The sequence below is a fragment of the Pseudooceanicola sp. NS-SX8 genome (genome assembly GCF_057380755.1).
In genome coordinates this window covers 1,117,921-1,133,261 of the sequence record NZ_CM170819.1, presented here as the reverse complement: position 1 = coordinate 1,133,261, position 15,341 = coordinate 1,117,921, and the positions used below count along the sequence as shown (strand labels likewise).

Annotated in this window: 16 protein-coding genes and 1 riboswitch; of the genes, 10 read left to right on the top strand and 6 right to left on the bottom strand. The window is 64.0% G+C overall.

Translation table 11 applies throughout. The annotated features are described in order from the left end of the window. Nucleotide 1 precedes the first annotated feature (1 nt). Nucleotides 2-850 carry a helix-turn-helix transcriptional regulator gene (locus AC2IR1_RS05240; RefSeq protein WP_486475224.1) on the top strand — a complete coding sequence of 283 codons (849 nt, stop codon included), beginning with the start codon at nucleotides 2-4 and terminating at the stop codon, nucleotides 848-850. 220 nt (nucleotides 851-1,070) lie between these two features. Here AC2IR1_RS05240 and AC2IR1_RS05235 read toward each other — a convergent pair whose 3' ends face one another. From AC2IR1_RS05235 to AC2IR1_RS05215, 5 genes are all read right to left on the bottom strand, one after another. After that, a complete protein-coding gene (locus AC2IR1_RS05235; RefSeq protein ID WP_486475223.1) occupies nucleotides 1,071-2,378 on the bottom strand; it encodes a TRAP transporter large permease in 1,308 nt (435 codons plus the stop codon). After that, entirely contained in the window at nucleotides 2,371-2,883 is a 513-nt protein-coding gene (locus tag AC2IR1_RS05230; RefSeq protein ID WP_486475222.1) for a TRAP transporter small permease, read from the bottom strand. The genes AC2IR1_RS05235 and AC2IR1_RS05230 overlap by 8 nt, the downstream gene beginning before the upstream one ends. After that, nucleotides 2,880-3,860, bottom strand: a complete 981-nt coding sequence (locus tag AC2IR1_RS05225; RefSeq protein ID WP_486475221.1) for a TRAP transporter substrate-binding protein — start codon at nucleotides 3,858-3,860, stop codon at nucleotides 2,880-2,882. The genes AC2IR1_RS05230 and AC2IR1_RS05225 overlap by 4 nt, the downstream gene beginning before the upstream one ends. 4 nt (nucleotides 3,861-3,864) lie before the next feature. Next, entirely contained in the window at nucleotides 3,865-5,010 is a 1,146-nt protein-coding gene (locus AC2IR1_RS05220) for a 5-methyltetrahydropteroyltriglutamate--homocysteine S-methyltransferase (RefSeq protein WP_486475220.1), read from the bottom strand. Between the two features lie 128 nt (nucleotides 5,011-5,138). Beyond that, nucleotides 5,139-5,346: riboswitch (cobalamin riboswitch) on the bottom strand. 629 nt (nucleotides 5,347-5,975) lie between these two features. After that, nucleotides 5,976-6,791: an IclR family transcriptional regulator gene (locus tag AC2IR1_RS05215; RefSeq protein WP_486475219.1), complete on the bottom strand. Its 816-nt coding sequence runs from the start codon at nucleotides 6,789-6,791 to the stop codon at nucleotides 5,976-5,978. Nucleotides 6,792-7,107: 316 nt separating this feature from the next. Between AC2IR1_RS05215 and AC2IR1_RS05210 the strand changes: the two genes are divergently transcribed. The 8 genes from AC2IR1_RS05210 (at nucleotide 7,108) to AC2IR1_RS05175 (ending at nucleotide 14,739) form a co-directional block, all read left to right on the top strand. Beyond that, entirely contained in the window at nucleotides 7,108-7,938 is an 831-nt protein-coding gene (locus AC2IR1_RS05210) for an ABC transporter ATP-binding protein (RefSeq protein WP_486475218.1), read from the top strand. Beyond that, a complete protein-coding gene (locus tag AC2IR1_RS05205) occupies nucleotides 7,935-8,720 on the top strand; it encodes an ABC transporter permease (protein WP_486475217.1) in 786 nt (261 codons plus the stop codon). Before AC2IR1_RS05210 ends, AC2IR1_RS05205 begins: the two co-directional genes overlap by 4 nt. 10 nt (nucleotides 8,721-8,730) lie before the next feature. After that, a complete protein-coding gene (locus AC2IR1_RS05200; protein WP_486475216.1) occupies nucleotides 8,731-9,498 on the top strand; it encodes an ABC transporter permease in 768 nt (255 codons plus the stop codon). Nucleotides 9,499-9,546: 48 nt separating this feature from the next. After that, nucleotides 9,547-10,494 (top strand): ABC transporter substrate-binding protein, encoded by a 948-nt coding sequence (locus AC2IR1_RS05195; protein WP_486475215.1) that lies wholly within the window; start codon nucleotides 9,547-9,549, stop codon nucleotides 10,492-10,494. A gap of 87 nt (nucleotides 10,495-10,581) precedes the next feature. Continuing rightward, nucleotides 10,582-10,779, top strand: a complete 198-nt coding sequence (locus tag AC2IR1_RS05190) for a hypothetical protein (protein ID WP_486475214.1) — start codon at nucleotides 10,582-10,584, stop codon at nucleotides 10,777-10,779. Next, entirely contained in the window at nucleotides 10,776-12,212 is a 1,437-nt protein-coding gene (locus tag AC2IR1_RS05185) for an amidase (protein WP_486475213.1), read from the top strand. Before AC2IR1_RS05190 ends, AC2IR1_RS05185 begins: the two co-directional genes overlap by 4 nt. Then, on the top strand, nucleotides 12,209-13,618 hold the full coding sequence (locus AC2IR1_RS05180; protein ID WP_486475212.1) for an MFS transporter: 1,410 nt from the start codon (nucleotides 12,209-12,211) through the stop codon (nucleotides 13,616-13,618). The genes AC2IR1_RS05185 and AC2IR1_RS05180 overlap by 4 nt, the downstream gene beginning before the upstream one ends. Before the next feature lie 59 nt (nucleotides 13,619-13,677). Continuing rightward, nucleotides 13,678-14,739, top strand: a complete 1,062-nt coding sequence (locus tag AC2IR1_RS05175; protein WP_486475211.1) for a carbon-nitrogen hydrolase family protein — start codon at nucleotides 13,678-13,680, stop codon at nucleotides 14,737-14,739. Here AC2IR1_RS05175 and AC2IR1_RS05170 read toward each other — a convergent pair. Beyond that, on the bottom strand, nucleotides 14,715-15,161 hold the full coding sequence (locus AC2IR1_RS05170; protein ID WP_486475210.1) for a hypothetical protein: 447 nt from the start codon (nucleotides 15,159-15,161) through the stop codon (nucleotides 14,715-14,717). The two genes, AC2IR1_RS05175 and AC2IR1_RS05170, sit on opposite strands and share 25 nt — an antisense overlap. Before the next feature lie 3 nt (nucleotides 15,162-15,164). Here AC2IR1_RS05170 and AC2IR1_RS05165 point away from each other — a divergent pair, with 3 nt between their 5' ends. After that, a complete protein-coding gene (locus AC2IR1_RS05165) occupies nucleotides 15,165-15,323 on the top strand; it encodes a hypothetical protein (protein WP_486475209.1) in 159 nt (52 codons plus the stop codon). Nucleotides 15,324-15,341: the final 18 nt, after the last annotated feature.

The window sequence follows — 15,341 nt, the reverse complement described above, 5'->3', positions numbered from 1 at the left end:
GATGAGCGTAGAACAGTTTCCCGGAGACCTGAGGATCGGCGTACTGGACCAGGTGGTGCTTGCGGTCGAGAATCCGACGCCGGACGATGTGCTCCCCAAGTTCCAGCTGCTGATCCTGCTTTCGGGCTATCAACACTTCACGCTCGACGGACAGCCGGTCGAACTGGATGCCCGCAGACGACCTGCCGCGATGATGATGCGGATCGAGGTGCCCACGCAACTGCGATACCAGGTCTCGCAGGGGGCGCCGTTGCGCAAGATCTCCCTGGCGATGCCCTGCACCTGGCTGGATGAGATGCCCGACCGCGACTGCGGCAGCCCGGCACATACGATGCACAACCATCTCGATATCCGAACCTGGCGCCCGGGCCCCGAGATCTGCCGCCTTGCCAGCCTGATCATCCGCCCGCCTGAAGCGGAAGACCCGGCACAACGCGGTCTCTTCCGTATGAGCCGCGGGCTCGAAGTGTTGCGCCGCGCCCTGGAAGAAGCCGCCTCTGACAGTCATCGAAAAGGCGCGGCGACCACGCCTTCGACCCTCGCCGACAAGCTACGCCTCTATATCCTGGATCACCTCGCTGAAGACCTGTCCCTGGACGCCATGGAAGCGGCGCTTGGCCGCAATCGGCGCTCGCTGCAGCGGCTATTCAAGCAGCAGTTCGGGATGAGCCCAAGCGCATATCTGAGAGCAGAGCGGCTGCGCCTGGCACGACGTGCGCTGGCAGAAGACGGGGTCAGCGTAGCCCAGGCGGCCCACATCGCGCACTATGCATCGCCCGCAAATTTCGCTACGGCCTACCGACGCACCTTCGGGCAGACACCGCAGGAAAGCCGGTCGCGCGCGATCTAGCCATCCTGACACCTGACGGAGGCAGAGGCGGGTCAACCCTAGCGCAGTGCCGCCAAGATAGCTCCGCCCCTCTCTGCGCAGCGCCCGCATCACAGAGTGCGCTTCAGCCTGTTGGAGCGTGGGCCGATCAGGCGCCGCACCTGCCGAATGCGCCATTCGCGGCCCCAGATCGCCTTGGCATCACCGCGCGGCCCCGGCGAAGCGCCTTTGCGGAATTGCGTCACCCATCCATCAGCCTGCCGGGCAAGAACGTCGCCAGCCCGGGCCATAGAACCAGCACGAGAAGGCTCAGGCACATCGCGCCCCAGAACGGCAAGACGCCCCGGAAGATGGTGGACTGAGGCACGTCTCTCGCGACCGAATGGACGATGAAGACATTCATACCGACCGGCGGCGACAGAAGCCCCATTTCCAGCACGATCATGACCATCACGCCGAACCAGACCGGATCGAAGCCCAACGTCATGATTACCGGGAAGAACACGGGCAGCGTCAGAACCAACATGGCAAGCCCATCCATCACCATGCCAAGGACAAGGTAGCTCAGCAGGATAAGGCCAAGGATCGCCAGTCGAGGCAGGCCACTGCCGGCCATCGCATCGCCCACGACCTGCGGAACGTGACTAAGTGCCAGGAACGGGTTGACCAGGTGTGCCCCGATCACGATCAGCATCAGGCTGGCCGAGGTGCCTGCGCTGTCCCGCAGGGCCTCCCATAGCTCACGCAGAGAAAGCCTGCGCGACGCCGTGCCGAGGATGAGCAAGAGCCCGGCCCCCACCGCCGCGGCCTCCGTCGGCGAAAAGACCCCGCCATAGAGACCGCCCAGGGTGACAACGACAACCCCAAGCACGGGCAGCGCGCCGATGATCGCGCGGAAACGTTCCTGCCGATCAAAAGCCCTGCCTGACGGTCCGGCTGCCGGATCGAGACGACAGAACAGCGCCACCGTCAGGATGAACAGCCCGAGCAGCAGAAGCCCCGGCACCACGCCCGCCAGGAACAGGCGCCCTATGCTCTGTTCAGTCAGCAAGGCGTAAAGGACAAAGCCGGTCGATGGCGGTATGAGGATGCCAAGCGTCCCCCCTGCGGCCACCGAGGCGGTCGACAGACCAGGCGCATAGCCATAGCGGTCCATCTCCGCGAGGGAGACCCTGCCCATCGTCAGGGCCGAAGCGATCGAAGACCCCGACAGCGCCGCGAAAGCGCCGCAGCCCAGCAGTGTCGCCATCGCCAACCCGCCCCTGAACCTGCCGACGAGGGAATAGGCAGCCGTATAGAGCGCCGCGCTGAGGCCGGTGCGGCTTGCCAGCGTGCCCATCAGGATGAACAGCGGGATGACGATCAGGTCGAACTTGGAGGCAAGGGTGAAGGTCTCCGAGGCAAGGAGGCTGAAGGCGGCCTGTGGCCCCGAGAGTATCCAGATCCCACCAAGCCCGACGCTGAACATGGCCAGGGCCACGGGGACGCGCAGCAGGATCATGAGCACCAGCAGGGACAGCCCCACCAGGCCGGTCATAGCGTCACTCATTCCGGGGCCTCCCTGGCCCTTCGCCCCCGAAGCAGGCGCGTGCCATGGCGGACAACGCAGCGATGACCGCCATGGCTGCCAGCAGGTACTGGAAGGGTGCACGCGGCAAGCCCAGGATGTTGGTCGACAGGGACAGCATCGAGGACAGCGCCGCAGCCTCTGCCAGCGTCCAGGCAAGGGCGCCATAGATCAGGGCCGCAAGGGCCGAAGTGAACCTGTCCATGGCGCCATTGATCAGCGAAGGAAGAGCGGGGCGCAAAAGCTCCACCCGGATCTGGGCATCCTGCCGTTCCAGCATGGCAACCGCACCGAAGGTCGCGAGGACCATGACCATTTCCGCCAGGTCCTGCGCGCCGAAGAGCGGCACGCCCAGGGCCCGCCCGGCGACATCGGCAAAGAGCAGTAGTGTCAGCAAGAGGATGGACAGCGCAGACCCCGCACCGGCGAGGTGGGCGAGACCGCCCACCCCCCGATCAATCGCGCGCACCAAGGCAGGGGCGGTCATTCGCCCCCCTGCATCACGGCGAGGGCTTCGGACGCGCCAAGCTCTTCGAGCTTTTCCCTGGTGAACGGTGCAAGTACCGCCCGGAAGGCTGCTGCCTCGTCTTCCGTCAGATCCGTCACGATCCCGTCGGCCCGGTTTCGCAGATCCGCGATCGCGGCCTCGCCCCTGGCATTCCACAGCGCCTCGGCGTGGCGGGAAAGATCCCGACCGGATGCCGCATCAAGCGCCGCGCGTTCCCTTTCAGGCAGGGCATCGATGCGGCGGGAGTTGGCCACCACGTAGAACCCTTGATTGCCGAGCGGAATGCCGAGGGTGACATGGCTCAGAACCTCGTCCAGCTTGAAGTCCGAAATCCCGCTGGAGCCCATGATCACGCCGTCGATCAGCCCGGTCTGCAGCGCATTGTAGACGTCCCCCGCCGGCATCTGCACCGGCGTCGCCCCAAGCGCCCGGACGACCTCCCCGGTGATCGAGCCCGAGACGCGGATCTTCAGACCGGAGAGATCCTCGGGCCTGCGAACGACCCTGTCGCGCAGGATCAGGACCGAGGCTTCTGCCGTCCACAGCGCGAGCGGCGTGGTCGCCGGGAACTCCCTGCGGATCACCCCGGCATCCCAGCCGTTCCACAGCATGTCAGCGCCCGTCATGCCCGCAGGCAAGGCACCGGGCAATTCGGTCAGCATGGTCAGCGGAAATTGCGAGGAGGTATATCCCGGCAAGCCCCAGACGATATCGGCGACACCCTGAACCGCACGGACATATTGCTCGGCAGGTCCAGCGCCCAGCTTGCCACCGGGATAGGTCTCGATCACCAGACCGGCGTCGGCCACCCCTTCGGTCAGCGGATCGACGATCGCAGCTGTCAGCGTGTGGGTGGGCGGTACGAAATGGGCGAACTTCAGCGTCTCGGCGCACAGCCCGGCAGGCACACCGAGAGAGGCCGCAAAAGCGGCCGCCTTCAGGATCTTCATGGTCATGACCTCAGACTTCGTTCCAGATCTCTTCGGCGACCTTGACCACCAGCTCCAGCTTCCGCTTCTCGTCATCCACGGTGATGTTGTTGCCGTGTTCGGTCGAGGAGAAACCACACTGCGGGGCGACCCCCAGCTGATCGATATCGACGTATTTCGAAGCCTCGTCGTACTTGGACTTGATCCAGTCCATGCTTTCCAGCTCGCCATGCTTGGTGGTTATGAAGCCGGGCATGACCCGCTTGTTCCCCTTGGGCAGCTTGGCCAGCGGCTCCAGCCCGCCTGCGCGCTCGGTGTCGTACTCCATCAGATAGACATCGACAGAGGTCGTGTTGAAGATCGCATCGGCCGCAAAGTGATAGCCGCCTTCGGCCACATGGGACGAGCGGAAATTGCCCCGGCACATGTGCATGCCGATGATCAGGTCATCGGGGCGGTCCTTGATCGCCTCCTCCAGCATCCAGGCATATTTCATCACCAGTTCGTCCGGATCCTGCCCCATGGCACGACGCTGCTCGCGTTGCTTGGGGTCGCCCAGGTAGGCAAAGAAGATGTCATCCAGTTGCAGGTAGCGGCAGCCCACGTCGTAGAAGGCCTGCACGGCCTTGCGATAGGTCTGGGCGATATCATGGAACATCAGTTCCTGATCCCGATAGGGCTCATATTCGATGTTCTCCGCTTCCATCCGGAAATGGCAGGCCGAGGGGCCGGGGATGGAAATCTTGGGAATGCCGTCGCCGGGGGACAACTGCTCCGCCAGGAAGGTGTAGTGGCGCAGCATCGGGTGATCTTCGGGGAAGTCGAGCGGCCCGGTCAGATGCGCCTCGATCGGTGGGGTCTTGTATTCGGTCTTGAAGGGAAGGCTCCGGCTGGACGGTTTCATGTCCAGCCCGGTCAGCATGCCCATGAAGTCATAGTGCCAGAAGGCACGGCGCACCTCTCCATCCGTGAAGACATGCAGTCCGGCTTCCTTTTGCAGCTTCACCAGATCGCGGACTGCCATGTCCTCGACGCAGGTCAGTTCCTCGTCGAAGATGCCGCGTTCGCGGAGCTCTCGCACAGGTTCGGGCCGCAGGAGCGAGCCGACATGATCTGCCCGGTAAGGCGCTTTGCGTTTGGGGGTTTCAGGGATGATCTTGGAATCATGTGCCGTCATGACATACCTCTTCGGATGACACCGGGCCGCGCCCGAATGCCGTGCAGGAAAAGGCCCTGCACCAGGCAGGACCCGCGGAATGTCACCATTACGGAAGAAGCCGCGCCCGATACGCACCCCGCGATCGGAACAGGTGAGCGTTTCAGGCAGGTCTCCTGGCTTCGCGGATCAGTGCCTCTCCCGACCTTCCCGGCGCCTGTCGCACCAGTGGTCTTTCGGGGAGACTCTCCGCTTACAGTTGCGGGGGCAGCTCCGGATTTGGTCCAACACGGTTGTCCCTCACCGGATTCCCTATTCTCCGCAGCTTCCTGCGGCACCTGAAATCGCGGGGAGTATGCGGCTTGCGGGCAGGCCGGTCAATCTGGCCAGCGGCCCATTCCCTGCAACAAGATCATTAGCGCCGCTCACACGGCAGTCCGGCCCGCGCGGAGGAAACCCAGAGCTTCGACATCAAAGGAGCCCCGCGCGAAGGCCGAGCAACGGATCGTGATCCCGGGATATGAAGCGCAAGGCGAGGCCTCGCGCTACGGCCAGAGCGCGGCCCTTCAGGACATCATATCGGGAACGGAAAATCCAAAATCAGCAGACACCGAGTTGCAAGATCGGAAGGTGTCCGAATGATCTCAGCTGGCTGTTTCGGGAAGTGGCGCACCGGGGAGGATCGTTCGAACAACACAAGAACAACGAGTTATTGTGAGAACATATCAAGCGCGGACGCAACAAATTCAATGACTTGAGACGACATTGGGAACACAGAGATTGGGTCCATCTGCGCACCTGACACACTCGCAACATGCCCAGACTCACCACTTCATCGGGCATCAATGAAGTCCCCCTGATATTCGCAACTGCAGCCCTCAACAGCTACATAGCGCTCGGCATACCTATCACGGAAGTTGTGGGATACCTCCGTCTGGGGAAGGGTAGGTCTCGGCCATCGACCGGTTTGTGCAAAAGAGACCCTGTTAACGACCGGCCCATCCCAGCTCCGCCGACATGCGCTGGCTCTCTTTAAGCAACATCTGCATCAGACGGTTGTCCGGCGACAGGCCAAACTCGGACGAGAAGCCCATGGCGGTGAAGGTGAATTGCAGTCGCCCATTGAAGTCGATCACCGGGAAAGACGCCGCGTTCAGACCGATGTGCGGACTGTCTTCCAGGCTCGCATAGCCCTGTGCCCGGATGCGCTCGGCTGCGGCCTGCCATTCCTCGAAGGTGGTCGGCAGGCTGTGGTGCGCCGCGCGATATCCGCTGCGCAGCTCTTCGCGGATGCCGCTGGCAATGATATCTTCCGGCAGGTAGGCCGAGAACAGCATCCCCGCCGCGCTGGTCAACAGGCGATGCGTCCCGCCGGGATAGAGCGGAACCTGGATATCGAAGGTGCCGCGATGCACCTGCACAATGGCCGGGCGCTCGAAGTCCCAGACGCTGAGTGTCATCAGCAAGGCGTTATCACGGGCGATGTTCTGTAGGTCGTTCGAGGCGCGGTTGAGTGGATCGAAGCTGCGCATCCGGGCCGCACCCAGTGTGAGGGCGAAGGGCCCCAACAGGTAGCGGCCCTGCCCTGTCTCCTGCTCGACCAGGCCCAACTCTTTCAGGCTGACCAGGTAGGCATGCAACTGACCACCCGGCAGACCAGTCATGTCCGACAACTCTTTCAGCATCAGCGGACGTGGAGAGCCGATCATCCCCTTCAGGATGCGCCCGGCAGTGTCGATGGACTGGATCCCGCGCTTTGATGTCGCGGCCTCGGTCGCCTTGGGGGCCGGGCTGTCACCCATGTCTCTGTCTCCTGCGTCTTCCTGCTCGCCGACGGTTGTAGGACCACGGAGGCGGATTGGGCAAGCAACTTACCTCAGTTTCCGATCAGATTATTCGCAGTGAACGAATTACATGGCGCTTCGGCTGCCCGCATTCTCGGGAGACTGAGACCGGGACCCACTGTCATCACCTCAGTCAAGCCGACACTAAGAGACTTTGCGCATATCTTAGGCAAATTCGAGCGACAGCATGATTTTATCCCTTCCCGAATATATTTCGTTATTAACAAACCTCATTAGGTTATGCTGAGTGCTCTTCGTGACAAACGAGGAACAGATGACCGAAGCTCTCGATATCCACTCCCAGAGCCAGCCCGCCATTTCGGCCGCCAACCCCGATGACGCCCTGAAAGCGCTGATACGGATCTGGCGCAGCACCGTCGTCCTGGGTGGCAAGACGATCCTCGAGGATCTGAGCCTCGACATGAAAGCCGGCGAAGTCGTCTGCGTTGTCGGCCCGTCCGGCAGCGGCAAGACCACCCTGCTACGCCTGATCGCGGCGCTGCTGCAGCCCGAAAACGGCAAGGTCCTTCTGGACGGCCACGAGCTGCGCAGACCGCGCCCCGACATCGCCGTGGTCTTTCAGGACTATGGCAAGGCGCTGCTGCCGTGGCGCACCGCTGCCCGCAACATTGAACTGGCGATGGAAGCGACGGGTATGCCGAAAGCGCAACGCCCCGCCCGGATCCGCGAATTGCTGGAAATGACCGGCCTGGGCAACAGCGCCGAAAAGTACCCCGGCGAGATGTCTGGCGGCATGCAACAGCGCCTGCAGATCGCCCGCTGCCTGGCACAGAACCCCAAGGTCTTGCTGATGGATGAACCTTTCGGGGCGCTGGATGCGATGACCCGTCAGGCGCTGCAGGACGAGATGCTGAAGATCGTCCGAGACACCGGTACCACGGTCTTTTTCGTGACCCACGATCTTGAGGAAGCGATCTATCTTGGCGACCGCATCGTCGGCCTTCTGGCGAACCCGGGCCGCATCGGCAAGATCTACGACGTCGAGCTGCCGCGCCCCCGTGATCAACTGACGACGCGCGAACATCCCGAATTCATCCGCCTGCGCCGCGAGCTCTTCGAATTCATCGAAAGGGCGGAACAATGAGCGCAGCCCCTTCCCGCGCGAAGGTCATCGCCACCGGGCTTGCCGTGCCGGTGACCGTGTTGGTGCTGCTGGAGCTCTGGATGCGCCTTTCGGACGACTACAACACCTTCGCCTTCGCTCCGCCCAGCCAGATCGCCGCCGCACTGTGGAACGAGCTGATCAGCGGCCGGGTCTTCGCCGCCACCGGCCAGACCCTGGGGGCTGCCCTCCTGGGCCTGGCGATCGGATCCGTCATCGGCATCATCACCGGCATGCTGATGGGCCTGTTCAAGCCGCTGGATCAGATCATGGAAGTGACGATGGAAACCCTGCGGACCATCCCTTTCGTCGTCCTGATCCCGATGCTGATCATGCTGGTGGGCATCGGCCTGAAGCTGGAGCTGACCTCGGTCGCCATCGGGACCTTCTGGCCCAACTTCATCCTGTCACGCTCTGCCGTACGTCAGATCGAGCCGCGCCTGCTGGAAGTGACCCGTGTCCTGGGCCTGGGCCCCATTGCCTCGGTGGTGAAAGTCCTGCTTCCGGCGATGCTGCCGCGCATTCTGGTGGGCTTCCGCATGGCCATGGGCTTTGCTCTTCTGGGCGCCGTCTCGGTCGAAATCATCTCTAACCCGCGCGGTGTGGGCAACGCGATGATGCGCGCCCAGGAAGGTCTGCACCCGGACGTGATGTTCGCCTACCTGCTGTGGATCGCCTTCCTCGGCTGGGCCATGAACACCCTCGTCGAGCTGGCCGAAACGCGCCTGCTCTGGCGCTACCAGCTTTCCAATTCGAAATCCTGAGGTCCGCGCCATGCTGAACAAGACACGCATCTTCTGGCTTTGCGGAAGCTTCGCGATGACGATCTTCCTCGTCTTCCTGTGGCACCGCGTGAACGTAACAGGGATGCTGCCCTCCTACGTGCTGCCCGGCCCAGTCCAGGTCTGGGAAACGATCCGTGACGGGCTGGAGGCCGATGACCTGCTGCGTCTGACGGGCGCCACCGCCCTGCGGATGTTCGAAGGCTGGTTCCTGGCTTCCCTGCTGGGGATCCTGCTGGGCAGCATCATCGGCATGTCCCCGGGCATCCGCCGCTTTCTGGCCCCCACGCTGGAACTGCTGCGCCCGATCCCCGCCACCGCGATCCTGCCCGTCAGCCTGTCGATCTTCGGCCTGAGCGAGGCGATGGTGATGTTCACCATCTGCTTCGCCGCCGGCTGGCCGACCCTGCTTGCCTCGGTGCACGCGTTTTCCAACATCGAGCCGCGGCACCGCGAGGTGGCGAAGGTCCTGGGCTTCAACAAGGTCCAGAGCTTCTGGAAGATCCACCTGCCCTCGGCCATGCCGGACATCTTCGCGGCCTCGCGGATTTCCATGACGATCTCGCTGATCGTGGCGACGCTGGGCGAGTACATGGCCACCAAGGACGGGCTGGGCCAGTACATCTTCTACCAGGCGCAGATGTTCCGGGCGCCCCAGGTCTTTGCCGGCATCGTGCTGATCTGCGTCATCGCTCTGATCACCACGGCCCTCCTGAACTTCGCGGAACGCAGGTTGCTGGCCTGGAACGTGAAGCGCTGAACCTCCTCCAAAACCAACCAACTACAAAGTCCAGAAAGGGAATTCTCAATGCTCAACTCCTTCCGCAAGGGCCTTGCCCTCGCTGGTCTGGTTGCCGCCCTCGGCGCCGGATCCGTCAATGCCGAAGATCTGATGACGATGCGCGTCCGCACCACGCCGTCGCCGGACTTCACCAACCTGCAGGCAGCCGTGTCTCAGGGCTTCTTCGAGAAACACGGTCTCGACGTGGAACTGGTCACCCTGCCCGCTGGCAGCTCGGCCCCTGCAATGATCATGTCGGGTTCTCTCGACGCCTCGGTCATTCCGCCGGATACCGCGCTGACCTCGCAAGAGGCGGGCATGGACATCGTGCTGATCTACGGCGGCGCCGTTCTGCCCTCCGAGCACAAGTGGGGCATCTTCGCCAAGCCCGACAGCGGGATCGAAACGGCATCGGACCTGGAAGGCAAGACCTTCGGCATGATCGTCACCTCCGGCGCGTTCGAGATCTTCTTCCGCAACTGGATGGAGTTCAACGGCGCCGACACCGACAAGGTCAACATGGTCAAGGTGCCGCTGTCGAACCTGGCGGACTTCCTGAAGGCGGGCCGCATCGATGCGGGCATCGTCGCCTCGCCCTTCCTTGAAAACGTCATGGCCGCAAGCGGTGCTGAGCTGGTGGGCGACATCGGTCAGGCGCTGGAACAGCCGGTGATGATCAACTCCTGGGGCACCTCGCGGACCTGGGCCGATGCCCACCCGAAAGAGATCGCCGCCTTCCAGGCAGCGATGGCCGAAGCGACCCAGTGGCTGATCGACAATCCCGAAGCGGGCCACAAGGAAATGCTGGTCGCCACCGGCCTGCCCGAGGACATGGTGATGAACACCCCCTACTCCAAGATCAAGGGCGACGTCGAACCCCAGGACGTCCAGTGGTGGTACGACATCATGACCAAGCGCGGCCTGATCAAGGGTGACTTCGACCCGATGAAGGCAATCTACACCCCCGCCGAATAAGACGTTTCGGGCCCGCCGCATCCACAGGTGGGCCCATTTTCAGGCACTTACCCCAATCCCCAAGACCAAGACGACCCGAGGACTGACATGACTGATCCCGACCGAAACGCAGAAGCGGCCCTGCTGGCGGCCGCAGCCCGCGCGGGGATCACCGTTCCACCCGAAGAACTGGCAGACCTCGTGACCGCCTTCGAGACCCGCAACCGCGCCCGTGCGGCTGCCGTGGCGCCCGAAGGCCTGTTGCCCGCTTTCACCTTCCACCCCGCCACGCCGGTACGCGAATGACTTCCCCCTCCTCCTGCCCCTCTCCGTCGACGCTTTCCATTGCCGAGGCGGGGGCCGCGCTGCGCGCTGGCCGCCTGACCTCGGTACAGCTGACCGAAGCCGCCCTGGCTCAGGTCGCGCTCTGGGAAGACAGTGTCCACGCCTTCATCACCCTCACGCCCGAGCTGGCGCTGGACCAGGCCCGTGCCGCAGATGCCGATTTCGCCGCCGGGATCGACCGCGGTCCGTTGCAGGGCATCCCCTATGGCGTGAAGGACATCTACGACACGGCCGGGATCCGAACGACCTGCGGCTCTTTCCTGCTGCAAGACAACGTCCCCACGACCGACAGCTTCGTCTCCCGCCGCATGGCCGAAGGCGGCGGCGTCCTTCTGGGCAAGTTGAACACCTACGAATTCGCCATCGGGGACCGCACCGATCACGTCCCCTTCCCCCCTGCCGCGAACCCCTGGAACACATCGCGGGTAACGCCGGGCTCCTCCTCCGGGTCCGGCGTGGCGGTGGCCACCGGCATGCTGCGCATCGCGACCGGCAGCGACACCGGCGGGTCGATTCGCCTTCCTGCCGCCGCCTGCGGCACCGTGGGGCTGAAACCCACCTTCGGACGGCTCAGCCGCAACGGGATCTACCCCTTTGCGCCCTCCTGTGATCATGCGGGCCTGCTGACCGGCGATGTGACCGACATGGCGGTCGGCATGCAGGTGATCACCGCATACGACCCAGACGACCCCGACTGTGCCGATGTCCCAGTGCCCGATTTCGGCGCCGGACTGGGCCGGGGCATAGCAGGGCTGCGGGTGGGCTTCGATCCGGCCTTCGACGAATACATGCCCATCACGGCGCAGATGCGCCGAGAGCTGGCCCGGATCCGGCAGTTGCTGACCGATCTCGGCGCCACCCTCGTCGAAGTGAAGATGCCGGACTACGCACGCATTTCCACCTGTGCCGGAGCCATCATCGGCGTCGAGGGACTGGCCTCTCACGCCCATCACCTGCGTGCCGACAGCGGCCCCGACACCCGCACCCTGCGCCAGAGCTTCCTGCCAGCCATCGGGGTTTCGGCACTGGAATACATCCAGGCCCAGAAACTGCGCGCCGAGGTGACCCGCGAGGTGAGCGAGGTTCTGGCGGATATCGACGTGCTTCTGACCGTCACCACGTCCGGCGGTGCGGTGCCCTATGAACCGAAACCCGCGATGACCGAATTCGGCCGCACCACCACCTTCAACATCACCGGCCATCCCGCACTGAGCCTGCCCACGGGGCGGGACGACGAGGGCTTGCCCCTTGGCGTGCAGCTGGCCGCAACCCATTTCGACGAGCCGACGCTTTTGCGTGTGGCCCATGCCATCGAGGCCGCCTGCGGCTGGTCCGGCCAACGCCCTGCCTTCCCCCCGCCCTCGGACAAGTCGCCCGAGGAGGCCGCCGCATGAGTACCCTGGACACAGACCCCGAAATCGGCGCCGCACGCAGCGCGCACACACCCATTGCCGACGGGCTTCCCCAACCTACGCGGACCTTCGCGATCTCTGCTGTTCTGATCGCGTTCAACCTTTCGGTGGTGATGGGCACCATCGCCAATATCGCATTGCCGACCATCGCCCAGCATCTTGGTGTCAGCGATTCCGATGCGATCTGGGTCATCAACATTTACCAGCTGGCGCTGATCGTCGTGCTGCTGCCCCTGTCCTCGCTGGCCGACCAGATCGGCTATCGTCCGATCTACCTGATCGGCCTGACAGCCTTCGTCGCCGGCACCGCGATCTGCGGGTTCTCCGCCGGGTTCGAACAGCTGCTGCTGGGCCGTGCCCTGCAGGGCATCGGCTCTGCCGCGATCCAGAGCGTCTATGTCTCCTCCATCAGCCAGATCTTCCCGCGCAAGCTTGTCGGCCGAGGCGTCGGCCTGGGCACGCTGACCTCGCAGATCTGTGCCATGGCGGCGCCTTCCCTCGCCGCCTTCGTTCTGCTCTTTGCCGACTGGCAATGGCTGTTCCTGATGATCCTGCCCTTCGGCGTCGTCGCCTGGTGGATCTCGCGCAGCGTACTCCCCCATTCGCAGGGCAGCGGAGAGCGATTTGACTGGAAGATCGCCCTGATCAGCGTCTTCACCTTCGGCCTGCTGGGCATCGGGCTGGACGGCATCCTGCGCGGGACGACACGCTTGCCTTGGGCCGGTGTTCTGCTGGCTGGCCTGGCCCTTGGCGCCCTGCAGATCCGGCTGGAACGCGGCAAGCGCAATCCGATCATCCCCGTCGACCTGCTGAAGATTCCGCCCTTTTCCTTCACCATGGCCGGGACGCTCTGCGGTTTCGCGGCCTCCAGCATCGTCATGGTCTCGCTCCCCTTCCTGCTTCAGGGCGAACTGGGCTACTCGACCCAGCAGGTCGGCCTGGTGATGACCGTCTCACCGATCTGCATGGCGCTTTGCGGGTTCTGCAGCGGCTGGCTGTTCAACACCGCCTCGCCATCGCGCCTCGGTTCCGCCGGTCTGGCAGTGATGGCCCTGGGCCAGCTCGGCCTGGGCCTGTCCATCGCCGGCCACACCGGCGCTGTCTGGATCGTCCTGTGCCTCGCCCTGGCCGGCGGCGGCTTCGGCACCTTCGTCTCTCCGAACCTCAAGGCGATCATCATGATCACCCCCGAGGGACGTTCCGGCGCCGCCAGCGGCATGCAGGCGGCCTCCCGCCTCTTCGGCCAGCTCTTCGGCGCGATCCTCGTCGCCATGGCGCTGGAAGACCACGCTCCCGGCGGCGGCGCGACCGCGCTCTACGCCGCCGCCGCCCTCGGCACCATCGCCGCACTGATGAGCGCCCTGCGCCGCATCAAGCCCCAGACCTAATCCCATTCGCGCCCTACCGCGCGCCGACATCCCGCAGACATCCCAAGGAGTTGCCCCGCATGAAGCATCCCGCCTACAAGGTCGCCGTCGTCCAGGCCTGCCCGTCCTTCCTCGACCTGGACGCGACCATCGACATCTGCGTCAAGTACATCGCCGAAGCCGCCGAGAACGGCGCCAAGCTGATCGCCTTCCCCGAGTCCTTCGTACCCGGGTTCCCGATCTGGATCTTCGAAACCGCCCCATATGACCCCGTGGGCGCGCATTTTATGAAGCTTTTCAACAACTCGGTCGAAGTCCCCGATCGGGCCGTCCGCCGGATCAGCGAAGCCGCGCGCCAACACGGCATCTATGTCTCCCTGGGGGTCAGCGAACGGGAAAAGGCCACACTTTTCCTGTCGCAGCTTTGGTTCGACGATCAGGGCAACCTGATCGGCCGTCACCGCAAGCTGAAGCCCACCGGGCCCGAGCGCTTCATCTGGGGCGAAGGCGATGGCAGCACCATGGGCGTGATGCAGACACCGCTGGGCAACCTGGGCGGGCTGATCTGCTGGGAACATCGCATGCCGATCAACCTTGCCCTGATGGCAGCCCAGAATGAACAGGTGCACGTGGGTTGCTGGAACTTCGTCGGAACCTTCGTGCGCAAGGGCGGCCTGAATGCCCCCATGCCAGCCGCGTCCGAAGGGCTGGAAAGCGCACCCGGCCTGCCCGGCGAATCCAACGGGTTCGAGGTGACCAATCGCTATTACGCCATGGCAACGCAGTCCTACGTCCTGGCCTCCACCATGGTCATGCGCCAAGACTACATCGACGCCTTCGCGCAGGGAGACGAGGCGGTTCGGGCCCGGTTCAAGCCCGGTGGCGGTGCCGCACGCATTATCAATCCGCAGGGGATCACCATCGGTGACGTGCTGCCGCATGATGCCGAAGGCCTGATCTACGCCGACATCAATCTGGAGCAGATCGTCTCGGCCAAGTACATGTGTGACACTGGTGGTCACTATTCATCGCCACATGTGGCTAGCCTGAACCTGAACACAAAACCCGCCCCGCTCTGCCATGTGGCAGGCGAGCCGGCGGCGGATCAGGTCATTTCCTACGACGCGCTGCGCGAGGAGTAACGCCCCCGGTCGGCGCGCAGCGGATGCGCCGACCGGCAACAGGCCTCAGCCCCTGAAGACGTTCGGCTGCAGCCGTTGGCGAGGAAATGCAGGTTCTCCCGGGTCATTGTGCCACCCAGGCAGACCCGCAGATGCTCCCCCAGCACACCGGCCACAGTGCAGGCGTCCGAGAGCATCAGGCCGATGCGCCACGGCACCAGACGGCCGACGCCTACGGGCAGGTCCAGCCAAATGTTGAAGGCATTGTCCGCTGAGCGATAGGACATGCCGCCCAGCACTTCGCGCACGATGGCCTGACGCGCAGCGCTTTCGGCGCGGATGAAACGGCGGATGCTGTCGGCAGTGCGATCCTTGGCGCGTTGGGTCGCCAGCGCGGCAGTCAGCGGCGATGGCATGACAGACAGCGCCCGCAGCGCCTGCATCAGGTGATACGGGCGGTATCGGTCTGCAGCTTCGACACCGAGGAAAATGCCGAGGCCTTCTGGGAGCAGCCCGAGGTGATCGAGGACAGCGCCGCCTTCATCGACTTCGACACCATGGTGACTCTGCCGACGAACCGGCGCACGGTCTTCATGTTTGGCTGAGGCCCGACGCGAAAACGC